Source organism: Jatrophihabitans sp. YIM 134969 (assembly GCF_054456675.1).
The window spans coordinates 1-23,068 of sequence record NZ_JBTJEQ010000007.1; the positions used below are offsets into that span (position 1 = coordinate 1).

General features: G+C 71.6%; 20 protein-coding genes. 10 read left to right on the forward strand and 10 right to left on the reverse strand.

The features are described from left to right. Positions 1–1,856 (reverse strand): MFS transporter (locus ACXR2U_RS05560; protein ID WP_458824053.1); only part of this gene is annotated, 1,856 nt, incomplete at its 3' end. A 241-nt stretch (positions 1,857–2,097) separates the two neighbouring features. Here ACXR2U_RS05560 and ACXR2U_RS05565 point away from each other — a divergent pair. Beyond that, entirely contained in the window at positions 2,098–3,102 is a 1,005-nt protein-coding gene (locus ACXR2U_RS05565; protein ID WP_458823943.1) for a hypothetical protein, read from the forward strand. Continuing rightward, complete coding sequence (locus ACXR2U_RS05570) at positions 3,099–3,977, forward strand: hypothetical protein (protein WP_458823944.1); 879 nt, start codon at positions 3,099–3,101, stop codon at positions 3,975–3,977. The genes ACXR2U_RS05565 and ACXR2U_RS05570 overlap by 4 nt, the downstream gene beginning before the upstream one ends. On the opposite strand, the gene ACXR2U_RS05575 is transcribed toward ACXR2U_RS05570, so the two are convergent. Continuing rightward, positions 3,970–4,950 carry a glycosyl hydrolase family 18 protein gene (locus ACXR2U_RS05575; RefSeq protein WP_458823945.1) on the reverse strand — a complete coding sequence of 327 codons (981 nt, stop codon included), beginning with the start codon at positions 4,948–4,950 and terminating at the stop codon, positions 3,970–3,972. The two genes, ACXR2U_RS05570 and ACXR2U_RS05575, sit on opposite strands and share 8 nt — an antisense overlap. A 60-nt stretch (positions 4,951–5,010) precedes the next feature. Here ACXR2U_RS05575 and ACXR2U_RS05580 point away from each other — a divergent pair, with 60 nt between their 5' ends. Continuing rightward, positions 5,011–6,039 carry a questin oxidase family protein gene (locus ACXR2U_RS05580; protein WP_458823946.1) on the forward strand — a complete coding sequence of 343 codons (1,029 nt, stop codon included), beginning with the start codon at positions 5,011–5,013 and terminating at the stop codon, positions 6,037–6,039. On the opposite strand, the gene ACXR2U_RS05585 is transcribed toward ACXR2U_RS05580, so the two are convergent. The 4 genes from ACXR2U_RS05585 to ACXR2U_RS05600 form a co-directional block, all read right to left on the reverse strand. Continuing rightward, complete coding sequence (locus ACXR2U_RS05585) at positions 6,030–6,851, reverse strand: PfkB family carbohydrate kinase (protein ID WP_458823947.1); 822 nt, start codon at positions 6,849–6,851, stop codon at positions 6,030–6,032. The two genes, ACXR2U_RS05580 and ACXR2U_RS05585, sit on opposite strands and share 10 nt — an antisense overlap. A gap of 17 nt (positions 6,852–6,868) precedes the next feature. Further along, positions 6,869–8,068: an acyl-CoA dehydrogenase family protein gene (locus tag ACXR2U_RS05590; protein WP_458823948.1), complete on the reverse strand. Its 1,200-nt coding sequence runs from the start codon at positions 8,066–8,068 to the stop codon at positions 6,869–6,871. A 153-nt stretch (positions 8,069–8,221) separates the two neighbouring features. Continuing rightward, positions 8,222–8,971, reverse strand: coding sequence for a hypothetical protein (locus ACXR2U_RS05595; protein WP_458823949.1), 750 nt, complete (start codon positions 8,969–8,971; stop codon positions 8,222–8,224). 68 nt (positions 8,972–9,039) lie between these two features. Then, the gene (locus ACXR2U_RS05600) at positions 9,040–10,047 is read right to left on the reverse strand and encodes an HpcH/HpaI aldolase/citrate lyase family protein (protein ID WP_458823950.1); all 1,008 of its coding nucleotides are present in this window, start codon (positions 10,045–10,047) and stop codon (positions 9,040–9,042) included. Positions 10,048–10,143: 96 nt separating this feature from the next. On the opposite strand from ACXR2U_RS05600, the gene ACXR2U_RS05605 reads away from it, so the two are divergent. Further along, complete coding sequence (locus ACXR2U_RS05605; RefSeq protein ID WP_458823951.1) at positions 10,144–11,415, forward strand: magnesium transporter MgtE N-terminal domain-containing protein; 1,272 nt, start codon at positions 10,144–10,146, stop codon at positions 11,413–11,415. Beyond that, positions 11,408–11,953: a DUF1003 domain-containing protein gene (locus tag ACXR2U_RS05610; protein WP_458823952.1), complete on the forward strand. Its 546-nt coding sequence runs from the start codon at positions 11,408–11,410 to the stop codon at positions 11,951–11,953. The genes ACXR2U_RS05605 and ACXR2U_RS05610 overlap by 8 nt, the downstream gene beginning before the upstream one ends. Here the strand turns inward: ACXR2U_RS05610 and ACXR2U_RS05615 are convergent. Continuing rightward, positions 11,941–13,290 carry an Rv0361 family membrane protein gene (locus ACXR2U_RS05615; protein WP_458823953.1) on the reverse strand — a complete coding sequence of 450 codons (1,350 nt, stop codon included), beginning with the start codon at positions 13,288–13,290 and terminating at the stop codon, positions 11,941–11,943. The two genes, ACXR2U_RS05610 and ACXR2U_RS05615, sit on opposite strands and share 13 nt — an antisense overlap. Before the next feature lie 194 nt (positions 13,291–13,484). Here ACXR2U_RS05615 and ACXR2U_RS05620 point away from each other — a divergent pair, with 194 nt between their 5' ends. From ACXR2U_RS05620 to ACXR2U_RS05635, 4 genes are all read left to right on the forward strand, one after another. Then, positions 13,485–14,624, forward strand: a complete 1,140-nt coding sequence (locus tag ACXR2U_RS05620) for an Mrp/NBP35 family ATP-binding protein (protein WP_458824055.1) — start codon at positions 13,485–13,487, stop codon at positions 14,622–14,624. Positions 14,625–14,634: 10 nt separating this feature from the next. Further along, positions 14,635–15,222 carry a DJ-1/PfpI family protein gene (locus ACXR2U_RS05625; RefSeq protein WP_458823954.1) on the forward strand — a complete coding sequence of 196 codons (588 nt, stop codon included), beginning with the start codon at positions 14,635–14,637 and terminating at the stop codon, positions 15,220–15,222. Between the two features lies 1 nt (position 15,223). After that, positions 15,224–15,751, forward strand: a complete 528-nt coding sequence (locus tag ACXR2U_RS05630; RefSeq protein ID WP_458823955.1) for an arsinothricin resistance N-acetyltransferase ArsN1 family B — start codon at positions 15,224–15,226, stop codon at positions 15,749–15,751. A 1,002-nt stretch (positions 15,752–16,753) separates the two neighbouring features. Continuing rightward, positions 16,754–18,178 carry an HNH endonuclease signature motif containing protein gene (locus ACXR2U_RS05635; RefSeq protein ID WP_458823956.1) on the forward strand — a complete coding sequence of 475 codons (1,425 nt, stop codon included), beginning with the start codon at positions 16,754–16,756 and terminating at the stop codon, positions 18,176–18,178. A 529-nt stretch (positions 18,179–18,707) separates the two neighbouring features. Here the strand turns inward: ACXR2U_RS05635 and ACXR2U_RS05640 are convergent. From ACXR2U_RS05640 to sigE, 3 genes are all read right to left on the reverse strand, one after another. After that, positions 18,708–19,091: a sec-independent translocase gene (locus ACXR2U_RS05640; RefSeq protein ID WP_458823957.1), complete on the reverse strand. Its 384-nt coding sequence runs from the start codon at positions 19,089–19,091 to the stop codon at positions 18,708–18,710. Between the two features lie 17 nt (positions 19,092–19,108). Then, complete coding sequence (locus ACXR2U_RS05645; RefSeq protein WP_458823958.1) at positions 19,109–20,698, reverse strand: S1C family serine protease; 1,590 nt, start codon at positions 20,696–20,698, stop codon at positions 19,109–19,111. 66 nt (positions 20,699–20,764) lie between these two features. Further along, the gene (sigE, locus tag ACXR2U_RS05650) at positions 20,765–21,463 is read right to left on the reverse strand and encodes an RNA polymerase sigma factor SigE (protein ID WP_458823959.1); all 699 of its coding nucleotides are present in this window, start codon (positions 21,461–21,463) and stop codon (positions 20,765–20,767) included. A gap of 169 nt (positions 21,464–21,632) precedes the next feature. Here sigE and ACXR2U_RS05655 point away from each other — a divergent pair, with 169 nt between their 5' ends. Next, the gene (locus tag ACXR2U_RS05655; RefSeq protein ID WP_458823960.1) at positions 21,633–22,994 is read left to right on the forward strand and encodes a pyridoxal phosphate-dependent decarboxylase family protein; all 1,362 of its coding nucleotides are present in this window, start codon (positions 21,633–21,635) and stop codon (positions 22,992–22,994) included. Positions 22,995–23,068: the final 74 nt, after the last annotated feature.

The window sequence follows — 23,068 nt, forward strand, 5'->3', positions numbered from 1 at the left end:
GGTCGGCCGGTGCGCGCGGGCGGCTGGCCCGGCTCGTGTCGCCCGGGCGCCTCGTGCCGACCGGGGTGCGGGCTGTCGGGGACCTCGTGCCGCCCCGGGCCCTCGCTCGCGGCGTGCACCGCGGGCGCGGAGTCCGGCAGGGCCTCGGCCTCGACGGCATCGGCCTCGACGGCATCGGTCGACACCGGCTCCTCGTGCACGTACCGCCCGCCGCGGAACAGCGAGGCCACCGCACCGATCAGCGAGATCACGATCGCCACGAGGAACACGATCACCAGGCCGTGGTGGAACGGGCCCGCGATGAGGTTCGGGAAGAAGGTCTTGCTGGTGAGGGTCGCGGTGTCGGCGCCCTGCAGCTGGCTCGCCGGCACGTCACCCAGGAGCGTCTGGATCGGGTTGTAGCCGAGGAACGCGGCGAACAGCGATCCCACCGGCGGGGCCTGCCCGATCTGGTCGGCGACACCCTGCGGAACGCCCTGCCCCGCGAGGCCACCTGACAGCGCCTTCGGGAGCGTCGAGCTCAGACCGATGATCATGAGCGTGAAGAAGATGCCGATGGACACGGAGGTTCCGGCGTTGAAGAACGTACCGCGCATGCCTGCGGCCGCACCGCGGCTCCTGGCCGGGACGCTGTTCATGATCCCGGTGGTGTTCGGCGAGGAGAACATGCCCGAGCCGATGCCGTTGAGCACCAGCAGCCCGGCGAAGGCCCAGTAGTTGAAGTCGGTCGGCAGCAGCATGAGGCCGAGGAAGCTCAGCGCGACGAGGACCAGGCCGCCGGTGGAGAACCACTTGGCCCCGAACCGGTCGGACAACGTGCCCGACACCGGCCCGACGATGAGGAACGCGACCGTCAGCGGGAGCAGGAAGATGCCCGCCCACAACGGGGTCTTCTCGAACGAGTAGCCGTGCAGCGGGAGCCAGATGCCCTGCAGCCAGATGATCAGCATGAACTGCAGACCGCCGCGACCGACCGAGGCGAGCAGGCCCGCGAGGTTGCCGGCGGCGAACGAGCGGATCTTGAACAGGCTCATGTCGAACATCGGGTCGACGACCTTGGTCTCGACCACGCCGAACACGACGAGGACGGCGGCGCCGCCGATGAGGCCCGCGAGCACCCACGGGTTGGTCCACCCCATGTTGTGACCGCCGTAGGGCTGGATGCCGTAGGTGATCCCGGCGAGCAGCGCCGTGAGTCCGACGGCGAACAGCGCGTTGCCCCACCAGTCGACGCGCGCACTGCTGCGGGTCGAGGTCTCCCGGAGGCTCTTGTAGGACCAGATGGTGCCGAGCAGGCCGAACGGGACGGACACGAAGAACACCAGGCGCCAGTTGATGGGCGCCAGCAACCCGCCGACGATGAGGCCGATGAACGACCCGCCGATCGCCGCGACCTGGTTGATGCCGAGGGCGAAACCGCGACGGTTCGAGGGGAACGCGTCGGTGAGGATCGCGGTGGAGTTCGCGAACAGCATCGCGGCGCCCACGCCCTGCACGACCCGCCAGAGGATCAGCCACAGCGCGCCGCCACCGGCCTTCCACGGGTCGAACACCAGGGCGATGGAGCCGATGGTGAAGACCACGAAGCCTAGGTTGTAGATGCGGACCCGACCGTAGATGTCGCCGAGACGCCCGAGCGAGACGACCAGGACGGCCGTCACGAGCAGGAAGCCCATGAGCATCCAGAGCAGGTAGCTGACGTTGCCGGGCTCCAGCGGGTTGAGGCCGATCCCCCGGAAGATGTCGGGGAGGCTGATGATGACGATCGAGCTGTTGATCGTCGCCATCAGCACGCCGAGCGTGGTGTTGGACAGCGCGACCCACTTGTAGCGGGGGTGGTCGGCGTCGACGGTCATCCGGCGCTTCGGCGGCGCGGTGGTGGTGGACGAGGTCACGGCATCCTCGGTTCGAGACGTAGCGATTAGTTAGTGGAACTAACTTTACCCGCGAGGTCGCCGCCCGAGCGACCCTCCGGCGTCTGGTACGTCACGAACCGAGCCCCGGTTTGCAGGATGCTGCCCTTTCGCTTCCTGGTGCCTGACATCGGCGGCGGGTTACCGTCCGCGCGACCCGGCACCCGAGGGAAGGCGGTCCGTGATGACCGATGACGACCTGCGCGCGGAGATCGACGCGCTGCGGACCCGACTCGCCGCGCTCGAGGCGCACCAGCCGCAACCGGCGACGACCATCCCGCCCGCGACCGCGGCGGGGCGGGTGAGTCGTCGGGGCCTGCTCGCCGCGGCCGTCGCCGGCGGCGCCGGTCTGGTGGCGGCCCAGGTGACGACGGCGTCGCCCGCCGCGGCCGCGCCCGGCAACAGCGTCGTCCTCGGCGCGGCCAACGACGGCGGCACGGCCGTCACGATCATCACCTCGGCCACTGGCACCAACGCGGCCGCGCTCGGTGTCATCAACCCGGACACGGGTGGTGGCAGCCTGGCCGTGTACGGGCAACTGGGCGACCAGAGCGGGCTCGTCGTGCCGAGCGCCACGGGCGCAGTCACCGGTGACAGCCGCTTCCGCCGGGGCGTCACGGGGCTGAGCCAGTTCAACGACGGCGTCCTCGGCAAGTCCGTGAGCGCGTCGGGCGTCTACGGCACGACCTCGAGCACCGTCGAGCCGGGCATCTTGGGTGCCGGGCTCGCGATCGGGGTCCGGGGGTACGCGGACGGCGGCAGCGGATCCGCCGGTGTGCAGGGCTTCTCGACCTCCGGCCGGGGTGTCGACGGCAGCTCGGCCGCCGGGGAGGGCGTCTACGGCGAGGCCCCGCTCGTCGGCGTGCACGGCGTCAGCTCCACGGGCGACGGCGCCTACGGCCGCTCGACCTCGGGCACCGGGGTGCACGCCTACTCCTCCAGTGGCACCGGGGTCCAGGCGACCGGCGACGGCACCGCACCGGGCGTCGACGCCACGTCGAACAAGGGCTACGGCGTCGTCGCCAAGGGCGGCCGGGCGCCGCTGCGGTTGGTGCCGAGCGCGAAGGCCGGCAAGCCCACCACCGGCAGCCACGTCCTGGGCGAGCTCTACGTCGACAAGGCGGGCGTCCTGTTCCTCTGCACCGTCGCCGGCACGCCCGGCACCTGGAAGAAGGTGGCTCTCGTATGACCGACGACGACCTCCGCGCCGAGATCGTTGCACTACGCACCCGTCTCGCCGACCTCGAAGCCCGACTCGACGCGCCGCCACCGAGCGAGCCGGCCCCGAAGCCGGTGAGTCGCCGCGGGCTGCTCGCCGCGGCCGTGGGTGGCGCGGCCGGCCTGGTCGCCACCCAGGTGACGACGGCCGCCCCCGCCGCGGCCGCCCCCGGCAACGCGGTGGTGCTCGGCGCGATCAACGACGGCGGGGGGACGATCACGACCGTCCAGTCGAACACCGGCCTGAACTCCTCGCCGTTCGCGGTGGTCAACGACGACCCGAACGGCACCAGCATCGGCTTCTTCGGTCGGCTCGGTCCGGCTTCCGGGGTCTTCGACGGCACGTTCGGTCAGCGCGCGGCGGTCATGGGCGACTCCAAGAACTCGTCAGCTGTGTCCGGCCTGTCGGCGAACAACTGTGGCGTGTACGCCCAGAGCCTCACCAGTTACGGCCTCAAGGCGGCCAGCCAGGAGGACGTGGCCGTCCGAGCTGACTCCGAGACCTACTACGGCGTCTACGCGACGACCAACTCCGCCGACCACGCCGGGGTCGTCGGGTCTTCACCGGTCGGTACCGGGGTGTTGGCGGCCTCGACGTCGGGCACCGGACTCGAGGCCGTCGCGGGCGGCGGCGGGTCAGCCGTCGACGCGAACTCGGCGCTGGGGTTGGGCATCCAGGCGAAGGGAGGACGCGCGCCGCTGCGGCTGGTGCCGAGCAAGAAGACCGGCAAACCCACCTCCGGCGCCCACGCCATCGGCGAGCTGTACGTCGACCAGGTCGGCGGCCTCTACCTCTGTACCAGGGCCGGCACTCCCGGGACGTGGAAGAAGGTCACCGTCAGCTGACTGGATCGGAGAGCCCGAGCGACCAGACGGCCACACCGTGCAGGCCGGCCTGCCGCGCGAGGCGTTCGCGGAGCACCAGGGACCGGTGGTCGGACCACCAGATCTGCCCGCCGCCGTCGAGCCGGCCGTGCCACTCGCCCTGTCGTGCATCCCACCGCGGGTCGACGGCCGTCGCCCGGGCTCCGGTGTCGGACCACTGCCGGCCGTCGCCCGACGTCGGCCAGCTGTAGCCGTAACCCGCGACGCCGAGATCGACCTGCCCGGCGGGGACCTGCGACAGCAGGGCGGTCAACACCCGGCGCACCCACGGCAGCCCGCCGACCGGGCCGGCGGCGGTCCACCCCGGCCCGTGCTGGTCGTAGGCCATGAGCACCACACGGTCGAGCGAGCGGGCGAGCGCCGGCAGGTCGTACCCCGTCGCCCGGTACCCGGCGATCGAGTCCGCGGCCATGACGGCCATGGCGAGGGTCGTGCCGCTGGGCAACGCCTGCCGCAGCTCGCGGGAGAACGCGGTCAGTCCGGCGCGGTCGCCCGCCGCCAGGGACTCGAAGTCGAGGTGGATGCCGTCCCAGCCCGCGGCCGCGTACCCGACCAGTGCGCGGACGACGGCGGCCCGGTTCGTGGGTGAGGTGAGCAGCCGGTGCGCGGCCCGCTCGTCGAAGTCGCCGAGCGCGGAGGAGAAGTTGCCCACCAGCAGCTCGGCCGACCGGCCGTGCGCGTGGGCCTGGCTCAGCAGCCGCTTCGAGGCGGCGTCGGGTGCGCCGACGGCCGTGCCCGTGGCGCTGATGTTGACGCCGTCGACGCCGAGCGTCGTGAGCGCGCCGAGGCTGGGTGTGACGGCTGCGGGACCGTCACCGCTCTCGACGTATCCCGTGACCAGCAGGGGACGCGCCGGCGCGGCGTCCGCGGCGACAGCGGGGAGCAGCGCCGCGGCCACCACCGCGGCGACGGCCAGCCGCACCCGCCAGGTCACTCCCGGACGGTAACTCAACGGCCTTGACCTCAACCCCACTGGAGGTCGTCTACTGGGGCGATGCCAGGCGACGAGTACGACGAGGCCCTCACCCGGTTCCACCGCACCGGCCCGGAGTTCGAGGGCTGGTTGTCCAACCACGGCCCCATGGCGGCCGACGCACTGGTGCGCACCGGCCACGCCGACGACGTCGAACACTGGGCCGACGACTACCTCGGCAAGCTCGAGGACCTGCCGTCCGCGCGGTTCGCGATCACCCCCGATGCCTGGCGGGATCCGCTCGGGGACCCGTCGCGACTGGGTGACTGGCTGCAGTACTTCGCCCGCGCCCTCGCCGAGGCGTCGTGGACCGACGTCCTCGTCACCTGGTTCCCCCGGCTCGCACCGGGTTCGGTCGCGTCCGCGACCCACCCGCTCATCCGCACCGGGCACGTCGTCCGGGCGCTGCGGGAGCGGGAGACCCCCGAGCGCGTCAGCGAACTCGGTCAGGCGCTGGGCTACTGGGCGGCGCGGTGGTTGCCGTTGCCACCGACCCGGCCGGCCGGGCACTCCTCGTTCGCCGCGGCGTTCGACGCCCTGCCCGGCGTGCCCGACACCGGCGGTGTCCGGGCCCGCGCGGCGGTCCTGACGTCCGACCCGGCCTGGGCGGACGCTGTCGGCATCGCCCGCGACGTGCCCGACCCGGCGGGGGTCCCGGCTGCGCTGATTGACCTCGTCGACACCGCGGTGACGCGCTTCGCGTCGTGGGCGCCCTCGAACCCGACGATGCTCGTGCACATGGCCACGGCGCCGCGCGCCGCGCTGCTCGTGCTGCCGTCGTTGCCGCACGAGCGGTGGGTGAGCACCCTGCACCACGCCTGGGCGACGAGCGCTGCGATAGCCGGCATGTACCGCCCGGCTCCCGGCCGGCCCGCCGACCCGTGGCCGTCCCCGGGCGTCACCCCGGCCGACGTGGTCGCGGCGGCGGTCGACACCGGCGACGAACACGCCATCAAGTTCGCCGAGGTGGCGATGGAGTCGCACCGTCGGGGCAACGGCACAGCGCTCGCCGCGGCCGATGCCGCGGCGACGCTGCTGCGTCAGCCCTGAGCGCCGGCCGACGCGACGGCCCGCGCCGCCGCCGTCGTTGCATGGTGCAACACGTCGGGCCACTCCCGGCCGTCGGCGAGCGCCGCGGCGAGCGCACCGCAGAACGCGTCGCCCGCCCCGGTCGTGTCGACGACCTCGACGCGTTCGGCCGCCACCCGCAGTCCGGGCTCGCCCCGCAGTTGCAGCACACACCCCTCGGCGCCGAGCGTGGTGACGACCGCGGGCACGCGACCGAGGACGGCCTCGCCGAGCACCGCCGCCTCGCCCTCGTTGACGACCAACACGTCGACGGCGTCGACGAGGTCGTCGGGCAGGGCGGTGGCGGGGGCGGCGTTGAGGACGACCAGACCGTCGACCAGGCGGGCGGCCGCGGTCACGAACGGCAGCGGGATCTCCAGTTGGAACAGTGCTACCGCTGCGGTCGCGAGCAGGTCGCGGTCGCCGTCACCGAGTTCGTCGAGGGTGTGGTTCGCGCCCGGCACGACGACGATGGCGTTCTCACCGTCGACCGCGACCGACACCACGGCCAGCCCGGTGGGGGCGTCGACGGCGCGCAGCCGGGTGGTGTCGACCCCGGCCGCGTCGAGCGCGTCCCGGGAGAGCCCGCCGTCAGGATCGTTGCCGACTGCACCGATGAACGCGACGTCAGCTCCGGCCCGTGCCGCGGCGACCGCCTGGTTCGCGCCCTTGCCGCCCGCGCCACGTGCGGACCCGGCCGCGAGCAGTGTCTCCCCCGGCGCCACCACGTGGTCGACCCGGAGCACCAGGTCGACGTTCGCCGATCCCACGACCACCACGCGTCCGCCCGTCACCGGGAGGACGCTACTGCTCACCGTGCCTTGTACTCCTTGAGCAGGCCGCGGCTGATGATCGTCTTCTGGATCTCGCTGGTGCCCTCACCGATGAGCAGGAACGGCGCCTCGCGCATGAGCCGCTCGATCTCGTACTCCTTGGAGTAGCCGTAGCCACCGTGGATGCGGAACGAGTCCTGGGTGACCTCGGCGCAGTACTCCGACGCGATGAGCTTGGCCATGCCGGCCTCGACGTCGTTGCGCTGTCCGGCGTCCTTCAACCGGGCGGCGTTGACCATCATCAGGTGCGCGGCCTCGACCTTGGTGGCCATCTCGGCCAGCTTGAACGCGATGGCCTGGTGCTCCGCGATCGGCTTGCCGAAGGTTCGCCGCTGCTGGGCGTAGGCCACGGCCAGTTCGAAGGCTCGGATCGAGATGCCACAGGCCCGCGCTGCGACGTTGACGCGTCCGACCTCGACGCCGTCCATCATCTGGTAGAAGCCCTTGCCCCGGGCGTCGGGTCCGCCGAGGACGTCGTCGGCGGTCTGCTGCACGCCGTCGAGGATCATCTCGGTGGTCTCGACACCCTTGTAGCCCATCTTGTCGATGCGGCCGGGGATGGTCAGGCCGGGCCGGGTCTCGCCGAACCCGGCTTCCTTCTCGATGAGGAACGTGGTCATGTTCCGGTAGACCGAGTCCGCGCCGAGGTCGTCCTTCACCAGCGTCGCCACCACCCGCGACTGCCCGCCGTTGGTCAGCCACATCTTCTGACCGTTGAGCACGAAGCCGTCACCGTCCGGCTTGGCGCTGGTCTTGATGGCCGCGACGTCGGAACCGAGGTCCGGCTCGGACATCGAGAACGCGCCGCGCACCTCGCCGGTGGCCATCTTCGGCAGCAGCCGCTGCTTCTGCTCGTCGGTGCCGTGGCGGGCGATCATGTAGGCCACGATGAAGTGGGTGTTGATGACCCCGGACACGCTCATCCAGCCGCGGGCGATCTGCTCGACCACCAGCGCGTAGGTCAGCAGTGACTCACCGAGGCCGCCGTACTGCTCGTCGATCATCAGGCCGAACAGGCCCATCTCGGCCATGCCCTCGATGATGGCCGCCGGGTACTCGTCCTTGTGCTCGAGATCCGTGGCGTACGGCAGGATTTCCTTGTCGACGAAGTCCCTGACCGTCGACAGGATCTCCTTCTGCATGTCGGTGAGACCAGCGGTCTGCGCGAGCTTGGCCATCGGTGGGCTCCTTCGACGTCGGCGTCGGGGCGGTCCGACCGCCCGGAAGTTACCGAGCAGTATCCGGAGGACAGCGCCGATCCACCACCGCGGCGTGACCGGTGCCTCACGCGGTCAGGTCACACCGGCTCCGGTCGGCGAGCGCGGCGCAGGTCAGGAGGACGGGAGCTTGACGACGTCGGCGGGATCCGGCGTGGGAACGTCGACGGTGTCGGTGTAGCCGTCGAAGTCGAACGTGCCCTCGGTGCCGGCCTTGAGCTGGACGGGGAGCGGGTCGCCCTCCGCCGCGGCGTAGAACGCGCCCTTGCCGTCGGAGTCCTCGACCGACCAGCACGAGACGCCGTTGACCTCCTTCGGACCGCCGACCTCGGCGCCGTCCAGGTCGCTGTCGTCCGGACGGAACGCGTCGGCGAACTGGTTGCGGTCGAGCAGCTTGGCGAGGTCGGAGAAGCCCTGCGTGGTCGAGTCGATCTGGACGTACTTGCCGTCGAGCGTGGCCACCGCACTGTCGGGGACACCGACGCTGGTCCAGAAGTCCGCGCCGGCCTTGAAGTACACGGTGCCGCCCTCGACCTTGCTGATCTCGACTTCCTTGCCCGCGAGCGTCAGCGTGCCGATCGCGACGTCCGCGCCGTACTTGAGGTCGAGGGCGATCGACTCGCCGTCGGACTCACCCGATCCGGACACGTGCGCCGCGGGCGCCTTCTCGAACGCGTCGAGCGAGTCGGACACGAACGACTTGGCGTCGCTGGGCTTCTGCGGAGTGGAGGCCGAACTGCTGCCGCTCGCGGCGCGCGAGGCGCCTGCGGGGCTACCGGATCCTTCGTCGGTGGACGAGCAGCCGGTGAGCAAGAGGGCACCGGTCGCGAGCAGGGACGGGACGACGATCTTCAGCGAGCGCACCGGGAGAGGTTACCTGCACGTTCGGGCGTGCGCCGGACGAGACCTCGAGGTGCCGCCGGCCGCCTCGATCAGCTCTCGGGCGGGGTGAAAGTGGTCGTGCGCTGCATGCCGGCGGCGCGGCCTTTGCCCGCCACGACCAGCGCCATCTTGCGGCTGGCCTCGTCGATCATCTCGTCGCCGAGCATCGCCGAGCCCTTCTTGCCGCCCGCCTCGGAGGTTGCCCACTCGTACGCGTCGAGGATGAGCTCGGCGTGGTCGTAGTCGTCCTGTCCGGGCGAGTACACCTCGTTCGCGGCGTCGACCTGACCCGGGTGCAGCACCCACTTGCCGTCGAAGCCCAGCGCCGCCGAGCGTTCGGCCACCGCGCGGAAGCCGTCGACATCACGGATCTGCAGGTACGGACCGTCGATGGCCTGCACGCCGCGAGCCCGCGCCGCCATGAGGATCTGCATGTAGATGTAGTGGTACGCGTCGCCCTGGGTGTAGCCGGCGGGCTGCTCGCCGACCACGAGGGTCTTCATGTTGATGGAGGCCATGAAGTCGGCCGGGCCGAAGACGATGGTCTCGATGCGGGGCGAGGCGAAGGCGATCTCGTTGACGTTGATGAGGCCGGTGGCGTTCTCGATCTGGGCCTCGATGCCGATGCGGCCGACCTCGTAGCCCATGGTCTTCTCGACCTGGCTGAGCAGCATGTCCAGCCACTGGACCTGGGCGGCCGTCTGCACCTTCGGCAGCATGATGGCGTCGAGGTTGGCGCCCGCGCCCTCGACCACCTCGATGACGTCGCGGTAGGTCCAGTGCGTCGTGAGGTCGTTGACCCGCACGACGCGGATCTTCTCGCCCCACCCGCCCTCGTTGAGCGCCGCGACGATGTTGCCGCGGGCCTCGGGCTTGACCAGCGGGGCGCAGGCGTCCTCGAGGTCGAGGAAGACCTGGTCGACGTCGAGGCCCTTGGCCTTCTCCAGGAAGCGAGGGTTGCTCCCCGGCACCGCGAGGCACGAGCGCCGCGGGCGCAGGGTGCGGGCTGGGCCGAGTCCATTCAGTGCGGGGGCGTCGGCGATGACGGGAACGACCATGACGGACACCGTGCCCGACCCCATCGCGGAAGGCCACCTTCCTGCGTCCACCCTCACATGCGACCGGTCGCAACCTGCCAGCCGTAGGCTGCCCGCGTGACTGCGACGCGGGTGTTCGTGGCCCGCCTCGCGGGCATCGGGGTCTTCGACCCGTCAGGCGACCAGCTGGGGCGGGTCCGCGACGTCACCGTCAACCTCCGACTCGGCTCGCAGCCACCGCGGGTCCTCGGGCTCGTGGTCGAGATCCAGCACCGCCACCGCGTGTTCGTGCCCATGGGCCGGGTCACCCGCATCGAGAACGACGCCGTTGTGCTCGCGAGCGGCACGGTCAACATGCGCCGCTACGAACAGCGTCCGGGCGAGCTGATGGTGGTGGGCGAACTGCTCGACCGCGCCGTCACCCTCGCCGAGGACGGCTCCCGCGTCACCATCGTCGACGCCGGGATGGAACTCACCCGCACCCGCGACTGGCAGCTGGACCGGTTGGCGGTGCGCCGCGCCGGCGGTCGGCTGGGGCGCGGACGCCAGCTCTGGCAGGTCGACTGGGACGAGGTGCGCGGGCTCGCCGTCGACGAGGACCTGCGGGGCGGCCAGCAGGGCACGGACGCGCTGCTGGCGGTCCTCGCCGGCCTGCGTCCGGCCGACCTCGCCAGTCAGCTCGGCGACATGACCGACAAGCGCCGGCGCGAGGTCGTCGCCGCGCTCGACGACGAACGCCTCGCCGACGTCATGGCCGAACTGCCCGAGGACGAGCAGGTGGACATCCTCGGCGCCCTGGCCGACGAACGCGCCGCCGACGTCCTCGAGGCGATGGACGACGACGACGCCGCCGACCTGCTCGGTGAGATGCCGGCGGACGAGCAGGAACGCCTGCTGCGCCTCATGGAACCCGAGGAGGCCGCCCCGGTGCGGCGGTTGATGAGCTACGGCGACCTGACGGCCGGCGGGCTCATGACCACCGAACCGGTCATCATGGCTCCCGACGCCACCGTGGCCGAGGCGCTCGCGCGGGTGCGCAACCCCGACCTGTCCCCCGCCCTGGCGGCGCAGGTCTACGTCGCGCGCCCGCCGCAGGCCACCCCGACCGGTCGTTTCCTCGGTGTGGCGCACCTGCAGCGGCTGCTGCGGGAGCCGCCGTCGTCGTTGGTGAGCGGGGTCGTCGAGACCGACACCGGCGCGTTGTCGCCGGACGCCTCGATCGACGTCGTCACCCGTCACCTCGCCGTCTACAACCTGGTGGCGGTGCCGGTGGTCGACGACAACGACCGGCTCCTCGGTGCGGTCTCGGTCGACGACGTGCTGGACCACCTGCTGCCGGAGGACTGGCGCGAGAGCTTCGACTCCGACCAGGACGTGATCCGTGGCTGACGGCGGGCGGCGGGGGAACCGGACGCGCCTCGACCAGCCGGTCACGCAGCGGCGCGCGCCGTTGGTCAGCTACGACGCCGAGAGCTTCGGCCGCACCACCGAGACGATCGCGCGGTTCCTCGGCACCGGCCGGTACCTGGTGATCCAGTCGATCCTCATCGTGATCTGGATCGTCTACAACGTCGCGGCGCCGAAGTCCTGGCAGTTCGACCCGTACACCTTCACGTTCCTCACGCTGATCCTGTCGCTGCAGGCGGCCTACGCGGCCCCGCTGATCCTGCTGGCCCAGAACCGCCAGGACGACCGCGACCGCATCAACATGGACGACGACCGGCAGGTCGCGGCGCAGAACAAGGCCGAGGTCGAGTACCTCGCCCGCGAGATCGCGGCCATCCGCGTCGCGCTGGGCGAGGTCGCCACCCGCGACTTCCTGCGCTCAGAGCTCCAGCGTCTGGCCGAACCCGCGCGCGGCGGCGGTGGCGGCAAGAAGAAGAACCGCACACCACCGCCGGACGCGGCGGACGTTCACTCCGAGTAGACCGGCGGGTCCTGCGTGAGGTCGACGGTGCCGTAGAGCGACCCGTCGACGTTGTTCGCGGTCTTGGTGGTGCGCTTGCCGTCGTAGTCCTCGGCGGTGTAGCTCACCGACCAGGTCAGCGTTCCGCTGACGTACACCTCGGTGACCGGGCTGCTGGTGCGGTACTCCAGCGCGCTGAGGTCGCCGGGCGCCTTCCAGGTCGCCGTGCCGTCGACCGCCTCGTAGTCGTACTCGCGCTGCGGGCAGCCTTCCGGCGTCAGCGACTTCTCCTTGGCGCAGTCGTCGATGAACGTGGTCACGGCCTCGGCGACCGCCTTCTCACCGGCGTCCGAGAGCCCGGTCTCGAGCGTGGAGAACGAGAACGAGCCGTCGGCCGGGCTGAGGGTGAAGTCGTCCGGCTCGGACTCGGTGACGCTGAGGTACTCGTTGGACGAGCCCCACACGAGCGGGCCGGGGAACACGTAGGCCTTGTTCTTGTCGCCCGCGTCGATGCCCATCAGCGTGAGCCCGGGGACGTCGTCGAGGCCGGTGAGGTCGATCGGGTAGACGACGTCGTCGAGCTTCCACTTCCCGCCGATCTTGGTCAGCGTGAACGACTCATCGGCCTGCTTGTCGCCGAACTTGTAGGTGGCCGACACCCGGGCGCTGCGGCTGCCGCTGTAGCCCTCGCTCACGTCGATGTCGGTGATCTTCGCGATCTCCTGCTGCGCCTTGAGCGCGTCGCTCGTGGCGAAGGTGGTGTCCGGCGGCTTCTCGCCCTGCTCGAGGGCCTTCGCGGCGTCGCCGTCGGAGAGGGCCTGCAGGTAGGCCTGCACGGTCTCCGACGGCTTGCCGCCGCCGCCCGCGAGGATCGCGACCAGACCGATGACCAGTGCGATGACGACCACCAGTCCGCCGGCGATGAGGCCGATGACCAGACCGGTGCGCTTCTTCTTCGGCGGCGGCGAGCCGTAGGGGCCGGTGCCCGCGGGCGGGCCGTACGCGCCGTAGCCGCCGGCCGGGCCGGGCGGCGGTGGGGTGAACGAGCCCTGCTGGTCGTAGCCGGCGGTCGGGGCGTCGTAGTTCGTCTGCTGCGGACCGGCGCCGTAGGGCACCGACTGGTCGCTGTACGACGGCTGGCCGCCGTAGCCGGGCTGGTCGCCGAGGCCGGGCTGGGCCGGCGGCGTGTCGCCGCTGTACGACGGCGGGCCGTAGCCGTAGCTCGGTGCCGGGGTGGAGTCGCCGCCCTTGGTCAGCGACGGGGGCTGGTCGCCCGCGCCGGGGTAGGGAGTCGGAGGACCGCCCTGACCGGACGGCTGACCGTCCGACCCGCCCTGGTCCTGGGGGCGGTCGCTCATACGTTCTCCTCGGTGTTACCGGTTGCTGACGACATACAGGACGGATCTTTGCGTTCCTGGCGAGATGCTGTCCAATCGGATGCCCGACCGGTGGGGGTGTCGACGGACACCACGAGCCCGTCGGCCGCCTCCGTACCATCGTCGCTGTGCGTCTCTTCGGTGGTGAAGGCAAGCAGGAACCCGCGACTGCGCCGGTGACGGTCGAGGAAGCCGCGGTGCGCCGCGCGCTCGATGCGGTCGACGACCCGGAGATCCGCAAGCCGATCACCGACCTCGGCATGGTCGAGTCCGTGAACCCGGGCGTCGACGGCGATCCCGGCCGGGTGGCCGTGCGGATCCTGTTGACCGTCGCGGGCTGCCCGATGCGCGACAAGCTCACCAAGGACGTGACCGCGGCCGTGTCCACGGTGCCGGGTGTCACGTCGGTGGACCTGTCGTTCGGGGTCATGAACGACGAGCAGCGCGCCGGCCTGCGCAAGGGCCTGCGCGGCGACTCCCCCGAGCGGGAGATCCCGTTCGCTCAGCCCGGCTCCAAGACCCGCGTCTACGCCGTGGCCTCCGGCAAGGGCGGGGTCGGCAAGTCCTCGGTGACGGTCAACCTCGCCGTCGCACTGAGCAAGCGCGGACTGCGGGTCGGCGTGGTCGACGCCGACATCTACGGCTTCTCGGTACCGCGCATGATCGGCGCCGCCGACAAGCCCCAGCAGGTCGACTCCATGATCGTCCCGCCGGTCGCCCACGACGTCTCGGTCATCTCGATCGGCATGTTCACCCCGGGCAACACCGCCGTCGTCTGGCGCGGCCCGATGCTCCACCGGGCGTTGCAGCAGTTCCTCGCCGACGTCTACTGGGGCGAGCTCGACGTCCTGCTCATGGACCTGCCGCCGGGCACCGGCGACATCGCGATCTCGGTCGCGCAGCTGGTGCCGTCGGCCGAACTGCTCGTGGTGACCACCCCGCAGCTCGCCGCCCGCGAGGTCGCCGAGCGTGCGGGCTCGATCGCGCTGCAGACCCACCAGCAGATCGTCGGGGTGGTCGAGAACATGTCCTGGCTCGAGATGCCGGACGGTAGCCGCAACGAGGTGTTCGGCAGCGGAGGCGGTCAGGCCGTCGCGGACTCGCTGGCCACCTCGACCGGCACGCGGGTCCCGCTGCTCGGCCAGATCCCGCTCGACACCCGCGTGCGCGAGGGTGGCGACACCGGGGTCCCGGTCGTGCTCGGCGCGCCCGACTCCCCCGCGGCTCAGGCCCTCGAAGCTGTCGCCGAGCAGTTGGCGGCACGCTCGCGGTCCCTGGTCGGACGATCGTTGGGCCTCGCACCCGTCGGGCGCTAGGTTCCGCTCCATGCCGACGATCGGGATCGCGTTCTTCGACGGCATGGAGGAGCTCGACGCCGTCGGGCCGTACGAGGTCCTCGCGGCCTGGACGCAGCACCATCCCGAGGACGGCTGGGCCCTGATCACGCTGTCGCGGTCCGGTGCGGCCGTCACGGGCGCCAAGGGGCTGCAGATCACCCCGTCACACTCGTGGGCGTCGGCACCGCCCCTCGCGCTGGTCGTCTACCCCGGCGGGCGCGGCACCCGCGAGCTCGTCAACGACGCCGAAGAACTGGCCTGGATCCGCGAGTTGGCCGCCACGGCGTCGGTGATGACGTCGGTGTGCACCGGATCGTTGCTCTATGCAGCGGCGGGCCTGTTGCAGAACCGGCCGGCCACCACGCACTGGTCGGAGCTGGACGAGCTGGTCGCGCTCGACCCGTCCGTCGACGTCCGCCCCGACCAGCGGTTCGTGGACGACGGTTCGGTGATCACCGCCGCGGGGGTGTCGGCGGGGATCGACATGGGGTTGCACCTGGTCGCCCGGCTGTCGTCGTACGACCGGGCGCGGGAGACGCGTCGGTACATCCAGTACGACCCCGAACCCCCGGTCTGAGTTGTCCACCGCAACGATCCGAGCGGCCACCGCCGCCGACGCCGCCGGCTGCCGCGGCATCTACGCCCCGTTCGTGCTCGACACCGCCGTGTCGTTCGAGGAGGACGTGCCGTCGGTCGAGACGGTCGCGGCGCGCATCGAGGCCTCGCTCGCCGCGCACGCCTGGCTCGTCGCGGTGGTCGACGGCGAGGTGGTGGGCTACGCCTACGCCACGCGCCACCGTGAACGGGCGGCCTACCGCTGGGCGTGCGACGTGAGCGTCTACCTCGCCGGATCCGCCCGCGGCCGAGGGATCGGGCGTCGGTTGTACGAGGTGTTGTTCGCGCGTCTCGCCGACCGGGGGTACGTCACGGCGCTCGCCGGCATCGCGCTGCCGAACCCTGCCAGCATCGGGCTGCACCGGGCGATGGGGTTCGAGGACGTCGGGGTGTACCGGAACATCGGGTTCAAGGGCGGCTCTTGGCACGACGTGTGCTGGATGCAACGATCTCTCGTCTCGATTCCGGTTCAGCCTGGTGAGCTGCGCTGAGTCCCAGGCAGGCCGGCTGCGTGGTGCGGCGGTTCCGAGAGAACTACGGGTAGGGGTACCCGACACCCGTGGGTGGTGCCGTGGACCAGTCCGCCCTGCGATGTCGAGTCACCCTGCGCTGGCCGTCTACCTGCTTGTGGTGTTGTTCCGAGAAGAGCGGGGGGTGACCACAGACAGGCGAACGGCGCGCGGCGGGTGCGCCGAGAGCGAGAGCTGGTCTGGTCCAGTCGACCCACGCCGTCAGGTCGGGGACCCTCATCGCAGTTCTCTCGGAACTGGTGCACGGCGTGACCGCCACGGACACGCGATGCGTGAGCAGTTCTCCTCCTCCGGCGCCGGTTGCGCGCGGGTCGGGTTTCGAGAGAAGTGCGAGTAGGGGTACCCGACCCTCGTGGGTGGTGCCGTGGACCAGTCCGCCCTGCGATGTCGAGTCACCCTGCGCTGGCTGTCTACCTGCTTGTGGTGTCGTTCCGAGAAGAGCGGGAGGTGACCACAGACAGGCGGACGGCGCGCGGCGGGTGCGCCGAGAGCGAGAGCTGGTCTGGTCCCGTCGACCACGCCATCAGCTGGGGGACGCTCATCGCAGTTCTCTCGGAACTAGTGCCCGGCGTGACCGCAGCGGACACGCGATGCGTGAACAGTTCTCCGTTCGCCAGCGCCCGGTTGCGCGGGGTCGGGTTTCGAGAGAAGTACGGAGTAGGGGTACCCGGCACCCGTGCGTGGTGTGGTGGACCAGTTCGTCTCCCGCGGTTGGCCGACGGTCCCGTTTCCCGTGTGCCTGCTTGTGCCTGCCTTTCGGGAAGAGCGCAGGGTGACCACAGGCAGGTGAACGGCGTGCGGAACGCGAGCCGAGCACGCAGGACGGACTGGTCCACGGGACCACCCCGGCAGGTCGGGGACCCTCACCGCAGTTCTCACGGAACCCAGCCCGCGCGCAACTTCTGGCCGGAGAATCAGCAGCAAATCATTGACTTTCCGACCGCAATGAGTACACTCGAACACATGCACGAATCAGCCCCAATCCTCTACGAGTGGGTGCCGTGCGAGCCGGTGTTCCTCGAGACCGACGACGGATTCGTGCTCTCCGACCAGGCGCAGGCCATCCTCACCGCGATGGACGATGTCGAACACGGCAAGCGAGAGAAGTCGCTGTCGATGCTCGACCAGGTCGCGGCCCTCCGCGCGCAGGTCGACACACTCGCGGCGCTGATCCCCACCGCGGTACGCGAGGCGGAAGGTCATGAGGTCCTCGGCGCAATCCACGAACTGCAGGCCGCGATGAACGTGCTCGCCTCGTGTGATCAGGCGTTGATCGCCGAGATCGAACGGCGACCCGACACGATCGAACGCACGGGCGCCCGGTCCACCGCGGCCTGGCTGGCCGGTGCCCTACGCATCCGGCCCGCCGAAGCGAAACGACGTGTGCGCACCGCCAACGGCTGCGCCCCACGGGTTACGTTGACCGGGGAACCACTGCCGCCGCTGCGACCGCACGTCGCCGCTGCCCAGACCGCCGGGTTGATCACCGCCGACCACGCCCACACCATCGACCGGGCCGTCGACGCCCTGCCCGTCGGACTCCCGGTCGAGGTCGTCGACGCCGCCGAACGCGAACTACTGGACGTGGCGCGGAAGTACGACCCGACCGACGTCGCCACACTCGGCCGCGACCTGCGCGACACGCTCGACCAGGACGGACCGAAACCCCGCGACGAAGCCCACCGCCGCCGCCGGTCCCTGCGGCTGCACCAGAACGACGACGGTGCCGGCGTCCTACGCGGGAACCTCACCGCCGGGCTGTTCGCCAAGCTGCAGACCGTGCTGTCGCCGCTGGCGGCACCGCGACCCGACGACGGCCACGGCCCCGACACCCGCGCCGCGGACGTCCGCCTGCACGACGCCCTGGAAGAACTGTGCGACCGGTTCCTGCGCTCCGGCACCCTGCCCGACTCCGGCGGCGTCCCCACCACCCTCGTCGTCACCATGACCGTCAAGGACCTCGAGACCCGGACCGGACGCGTCCACACCTCCCACGGTGGCGACATGTCCGTGGCGGAACTGCTGAACCTGGCGGCCGAAGCCGAGATCATCCCCGTCGTCCTCAACGACGCCGGCGGCGTCCTGTCCCACGGCCGAACGAAACGCCTGGCCAGCGCCGGCCAGACCAAAGCGTTGATCGCCCGCGACGTTCACTGCTCGTTCCCCGACTGCCGGATCCCACCGCAGTGGTGCCAACGACACCACGTCCTGGACTGGCTGTACGACGGCGAGACCGAAATCGACAACCTCACCCTGCTCTGCGGGCACCACCACCGCAACTTCGGGCGATGGGGCTGGACCTGCCACATGCAAGACGGCGTGCCGTGGTGGACACCACCACCCGACGTCGACCCCACCCGAACACCGTTGCGCAACGCAACAGTCTGACGTGCGTTACGTGCGCTGGGAGTCAGCCGTTCCCGACCCCCGAGGCCGACACCTCGGGGTGTTCGCCCTGGCCAACACCCTTGGCCGATCGGGCCGACTCACCACCGACGACCACACCTGGTAGCGCGCGAGCCACGACTGGTTCGACGCCGCGTACCCCGACCCCACCACCGTGGTGCCCGACCTGTTCACCCCGGCGCAGCTCGTCACCTGCTGGTTCAGCGCGTCAGCCACCCACCTGCTCGCCCGCGTCCCCGGGCTACCTCGCACAGCTCGACCGCTACGACGTTGCGGCCAGCGAGCGGTGATCCGCCGCGCCCGGCGCCGTGCTCCACTCCCATGACGTCCGGATCGTGGTCGCAGGCGGCGGCCGTTGACGCCCCACCGCTCCCGCCTCGCGGCAGCCCGGTCGGAGAGCAGCCCGGTCGGAGAGCAGCCCGGTCGGAGAGCAGCCCGGTCGGAGAGCAGCCCGGTCGGAGAGCAGCCCGGTCGGAGAGCAGCCCGGTCGGAGTGCAGCCCGGTCGGGCAGTCAGGTGGCGTCGTCGTCGATCGGGACGGCTTCGCCGCGGCCCAGCGGGGCCTGGCCGGGGCGGGGAACGGCGGGCAGGTCCGGCTCGAGCGGAGCCGCCATGGGCGCGGCCGGGCGGGCGGGCTCCGGGTCGTCGAAGATCATCTTGGTGAGCGCGACGCGGGGGTTGAGCGAGCGCAGGTCGTCCAGGCCGAGGTCCTGGAACTCGGGACCGAGGTCGCCGAGTTCGTTGCGCAGCTGCGACTGGGCGCCGGTGGCCATGTCACGCAGCGCGCGGATGAGGCGCGCGGCGTCCTTGGCGAGGCCCGGCAGCTTGTCCGGCCCGATCACGACCAACCCGATCACGACCAGGACCAGCAGCTCCATCGGCCCGATCTGGAACATGGCCCGAGCGTAACCCCTCAGGCGGTGCCGAGGGTGACGGTCACAGTGGTCTGCGACCCGCCCCGGAAGTACGTCAGCGGGGCTTTCGCGCCAGGTGCGAGTTGCTGCACGGCGACGGTGAGCTCGTCGGCCGAGCCGATCGAGAGGTCGCCGAACTGCGTGACGACGTCGCCTTCCTTGAGCCCCGCCTTGGCCGCCGGGCCGTCCGGGACGACCTGGACGATGTAGGCGCCGTCGCGGGTGCCGTCGGTGACGCTGCGCGCGGAGACGCCCAGGGTGGAGTGGGTGGCCTTGCCGGTGCGGATCAACTCTTGGCTGATCGTTCGCGCCTCGTTCGCCGGGATGGCGAACCCGACGCCGATGTTGCCGCCGGCGCCCGACGACCCGAGCGAGGCGATCGCCGAGTTGATGCCGATGATCGCGCCGCTGGCGTCGATGAGCGCGCCGCCGGAGTTGCCGGGGTTGATGGCGGCGTCGGTCTGGAGGGCGTCGATGACGGCGTCGGTGTCCGACCCTTCCCCGGACAACCGCACCGGGCGGTGCAGCGCGGAGATGATGCCCGAGGTCACCGAGCCCTGCAGGCCGAGCGGCGAGCCGATGGCGATGACCGGGTCGCCCACGGCGACCTTCTCCGAATCGCCCAGCGAGGCGACGGTGACGTCGGTCTTGTCGACCTTGATGACGGCGAGGTCGGTGAGCGGGTCGCGGCCGACGATGACCGCCGTGGCGGTGGTGGTGTCGGAGAACGAGACCCGGATGGTGGCGTCGGCGTTGCTGTCGGCCGCGGCGGACACCACGTGGTTGTTGGTGACGATGTAGCTGCCGTTGCCGACCTTCGAGACCACCACGCCCGAGCCGGTGCCCAGCGCCTGCGCGGTGCGGACCTCGATCGAGACGACGGCGGGGGTCACCCGCTGGGCGAGGTCGGCGATCGAGCCCGGCGGGCGGTTCGCGGGGGTTCCGGCGGTGCCGAGCGTGACCCCGCCGTCCGTGACCACCCCGACCGCGCGGTCGGTGAGGAAGTACCCGACGGCCCCACCGCCGACGGCGGCGACCACGCCGATGACCAGCGCGAGCGCCAGCGCCGACCAGCCGAACCGGCCGCGGACGACCTTGCGGTCGTCCTCGCCGTCGTCGGTCTCCTCGGCCGGGAGGTCGTCGTCGTCGGTGAGGTCGAGGTCGGTGAGATCGGGGGCGGGACGGCCGTCGACGAACACCGCCGGCCGGCCCAGGCCGTAGGCCGAACCCGGGTCGCGCCACGGGTCGCGCTCGGCGCCCTCGACCCACCACGGGGACTCCGGCGTCGGCCCGGACGGTGAGATCCGGTCACCGGGCGCGGGCGCGAAGCTCTCGACGCCTTCAGGGGCGCCGAAGGTCTCGGGCTCCCCGGGGCGCACCGGCGGGGTGATGACACCGGCGCGGGGGGCGACCCGGTGGTTCGGCGGCGGGTCGAACGCCCGGTCGTCGGCGGCGTGCCGACCGTAGGCCGCGGCGACGTCGGGCGGGGGCGCGGTGCGCGGCGGCGGGGTGTAGGTCGGGACCTCGTCAGGAGCGCGCTCGGCGAAGCCGCCCTCGACGCCGCTCGGACGTCCCCATTCGTCGCTCATCGCCACCCGAGTCTGCCCGATGCGGCGCGCGGACGCCGGTCCGCTCCCGAACGCACAGGCGACGCGTCAGACCGTGGCGGTGCCGGGGCGGCGACGCAGTACCGGGGCGCGGTGGGCGAGGGCGGTGCGCAGCAGGACCCGGCCGCGGTGGATGCGGGAGCGGACCGTGCCGACCTTGATGCCGAGGGTGTCGGCGATCTCCTCGTACGACAGTTCCTCGAGGTCGGCGAGCACGACGGCCGCCCGGAAGTCCGGCGGCAGCGCGGCGAGCGCCTCGCGGATCTCGGGGTCGAGGCGGTTGTCGTCGTAGCTCTGCTCGGGCCCCGCGGACGACGAGGGCAGCCGGTCGGAGGCGTCGTCGGGCAACGCGTCGAAGCGGATCCGGGCCCGGCGGCGGACGAGGTCGAGGAACAGGTTGGTGGTGATGCGGTGCAGCCAGCCCTCGAAGGTGCCGGGCGTGTACCGGTCGAGCGAGCGGAAGACCCGGACGAACGTCTCCTGGGTGAGGTCCTCGGCGTCGGCCTTGTTGCCGGCCAGCCGGTAGGCGTGCCGGTACACCCGGTCGGCGTGCTCGCGGACGATCTCGTCCCAGCTCTGGCGCGCCTCGGCGGACAGCTCCGCGGGCGCTGCCGCGGCGGGATCCGCGGGCAGGTCGGGGACATCCGCGCGGACGCCGGCGGGGGCGTCGTCGGGGCGGAGCGTGGTCACGGGCGGCCTCTGTCTCAGGTACGTCGGACGTGCAGGTGGTGTACGCCGTGTACCCACAACACCAGTGTCCGCTGTGCGGCTTCCCGGTGCCTGGGTGGGTTCTCAGCCTGGCCGACGCCCACCGCCCCTGTGATCCTGGCAGACGCAGGCCCTGCGCCACCGCTGTCGCCGCTGTCCGTCTGCTGTGCGATCCGGCGACGCGCGTCCCGGCGCTAGGTTCGCGGGCGTGCACACGTACACACCCCGCGTCGAGGCCACGGCGCGCGCGCTCGCGGAGAGCTGCCTCGAGCGGCTGGAGATGGCCGCCCCGCTCGACCACGCCCTGACGCCCGAGGAGCTCACCGAGGTCGCCGGCGTGACCGTCACCGAGCACGGGATCGGCCACGACGAGGCCGTACGGCTCTGGAACGACGTCCTCGCACCGGCGTGTCTGTCCATCGACCACCCGCGGTACCTGTCGTTCATCCCGAGCGCGCCGACGAAGCTCGCGGCGGCCTTCGACATGCTCGTCGGCGCCTCCAGCATCTACGGCGGTTCCTGGCTCGAGGGGTCCGGCGCGGTCTACGCCGAGAACCAGGCCCTGCGGTGGCTCGCCGACCTCGCCGGGCTGCCGCCGGAGGCCGGGGGCGTCTTCGTGCAGGGCGGCACCATCGGCAACCTGTCGGCGCTGGTGGCAGCCCGGGAGACGACCCGGCAGCGGCGGGGCGCCCCGCCGCGCGGTCGCTGGTCGGTGGCGGTGACGGCCGAGACCCACTCGTCGGTCAAGCACGCCCTCGCGGTGGTCATGGACGTCGACGTCCTGGACGTGCCCGGCGACGCCCGCGGCCGGATGACGGGCGAGGCGCTGCGGGCGTCGGTCGAGGCGATGACCGAGTTCGACCGTGACGGCCTGTTCGCCGTCGTCGCCACCGCCGGGTCGACCAACCTCGGCATCGTCGACGACATCGCGGGCATCGCCGACGTCGCGGACGACTTCGGGCTCTGGCTGCACGTCGACGGCGCCTACGGCGGGGCGGGGCTCGCCGCGGCCTCGGTCCGCGAGGTCTACCGCGGGGTCGAACGGGCCGACTCGTTCATCGTCGACCCCCACAAGTGGTTGTTCGCGCCGTTCGACTGCTGTGCGCTGCTCTACCGCGACCCGGCGCTGGGCCGCGCGGCGCACACCCAGCACGCGGGCTACCTCGACCCGGTGACGGTGGAAGGCGAGTGGAACCCGAGCGACTACGCGATCCAGTTGACGCGGCGTGCGCGGGGGCTGCCGTTCTGGTTCTCCCTCGCCGTGCACGGGACGGCCGCGTACGGCGAGGCCGTCGAGCGCACCCTGGAGATCACCCGCGCCGGCACCGAACTGGTGCGCGAGGCCGAGCACCTGGAACTGCTGGTCGAGCCGGAGCTGTCGGTCATCGTCTTCGCCCGCCGGGGTTGGGAGGCGGACGACTACGCGGCCTGGACGGCCCGGCTGCTCGACGCCCAGCAGGCCTTCGTCACACCGACCACGCACCGCGGCCGGGTGTGCACCCGGTTCGCGATCGTCAACCCGATGACCACCGTCGACGACCTCCGGTTCATCGTCGACAGCATGCGCTGACCGGCGGCGACGTGCGGACGCCGACACTGCGGTGAGGCGGGCGGGCGCGAGCGCCCACCGCCGATAGTCTCGCT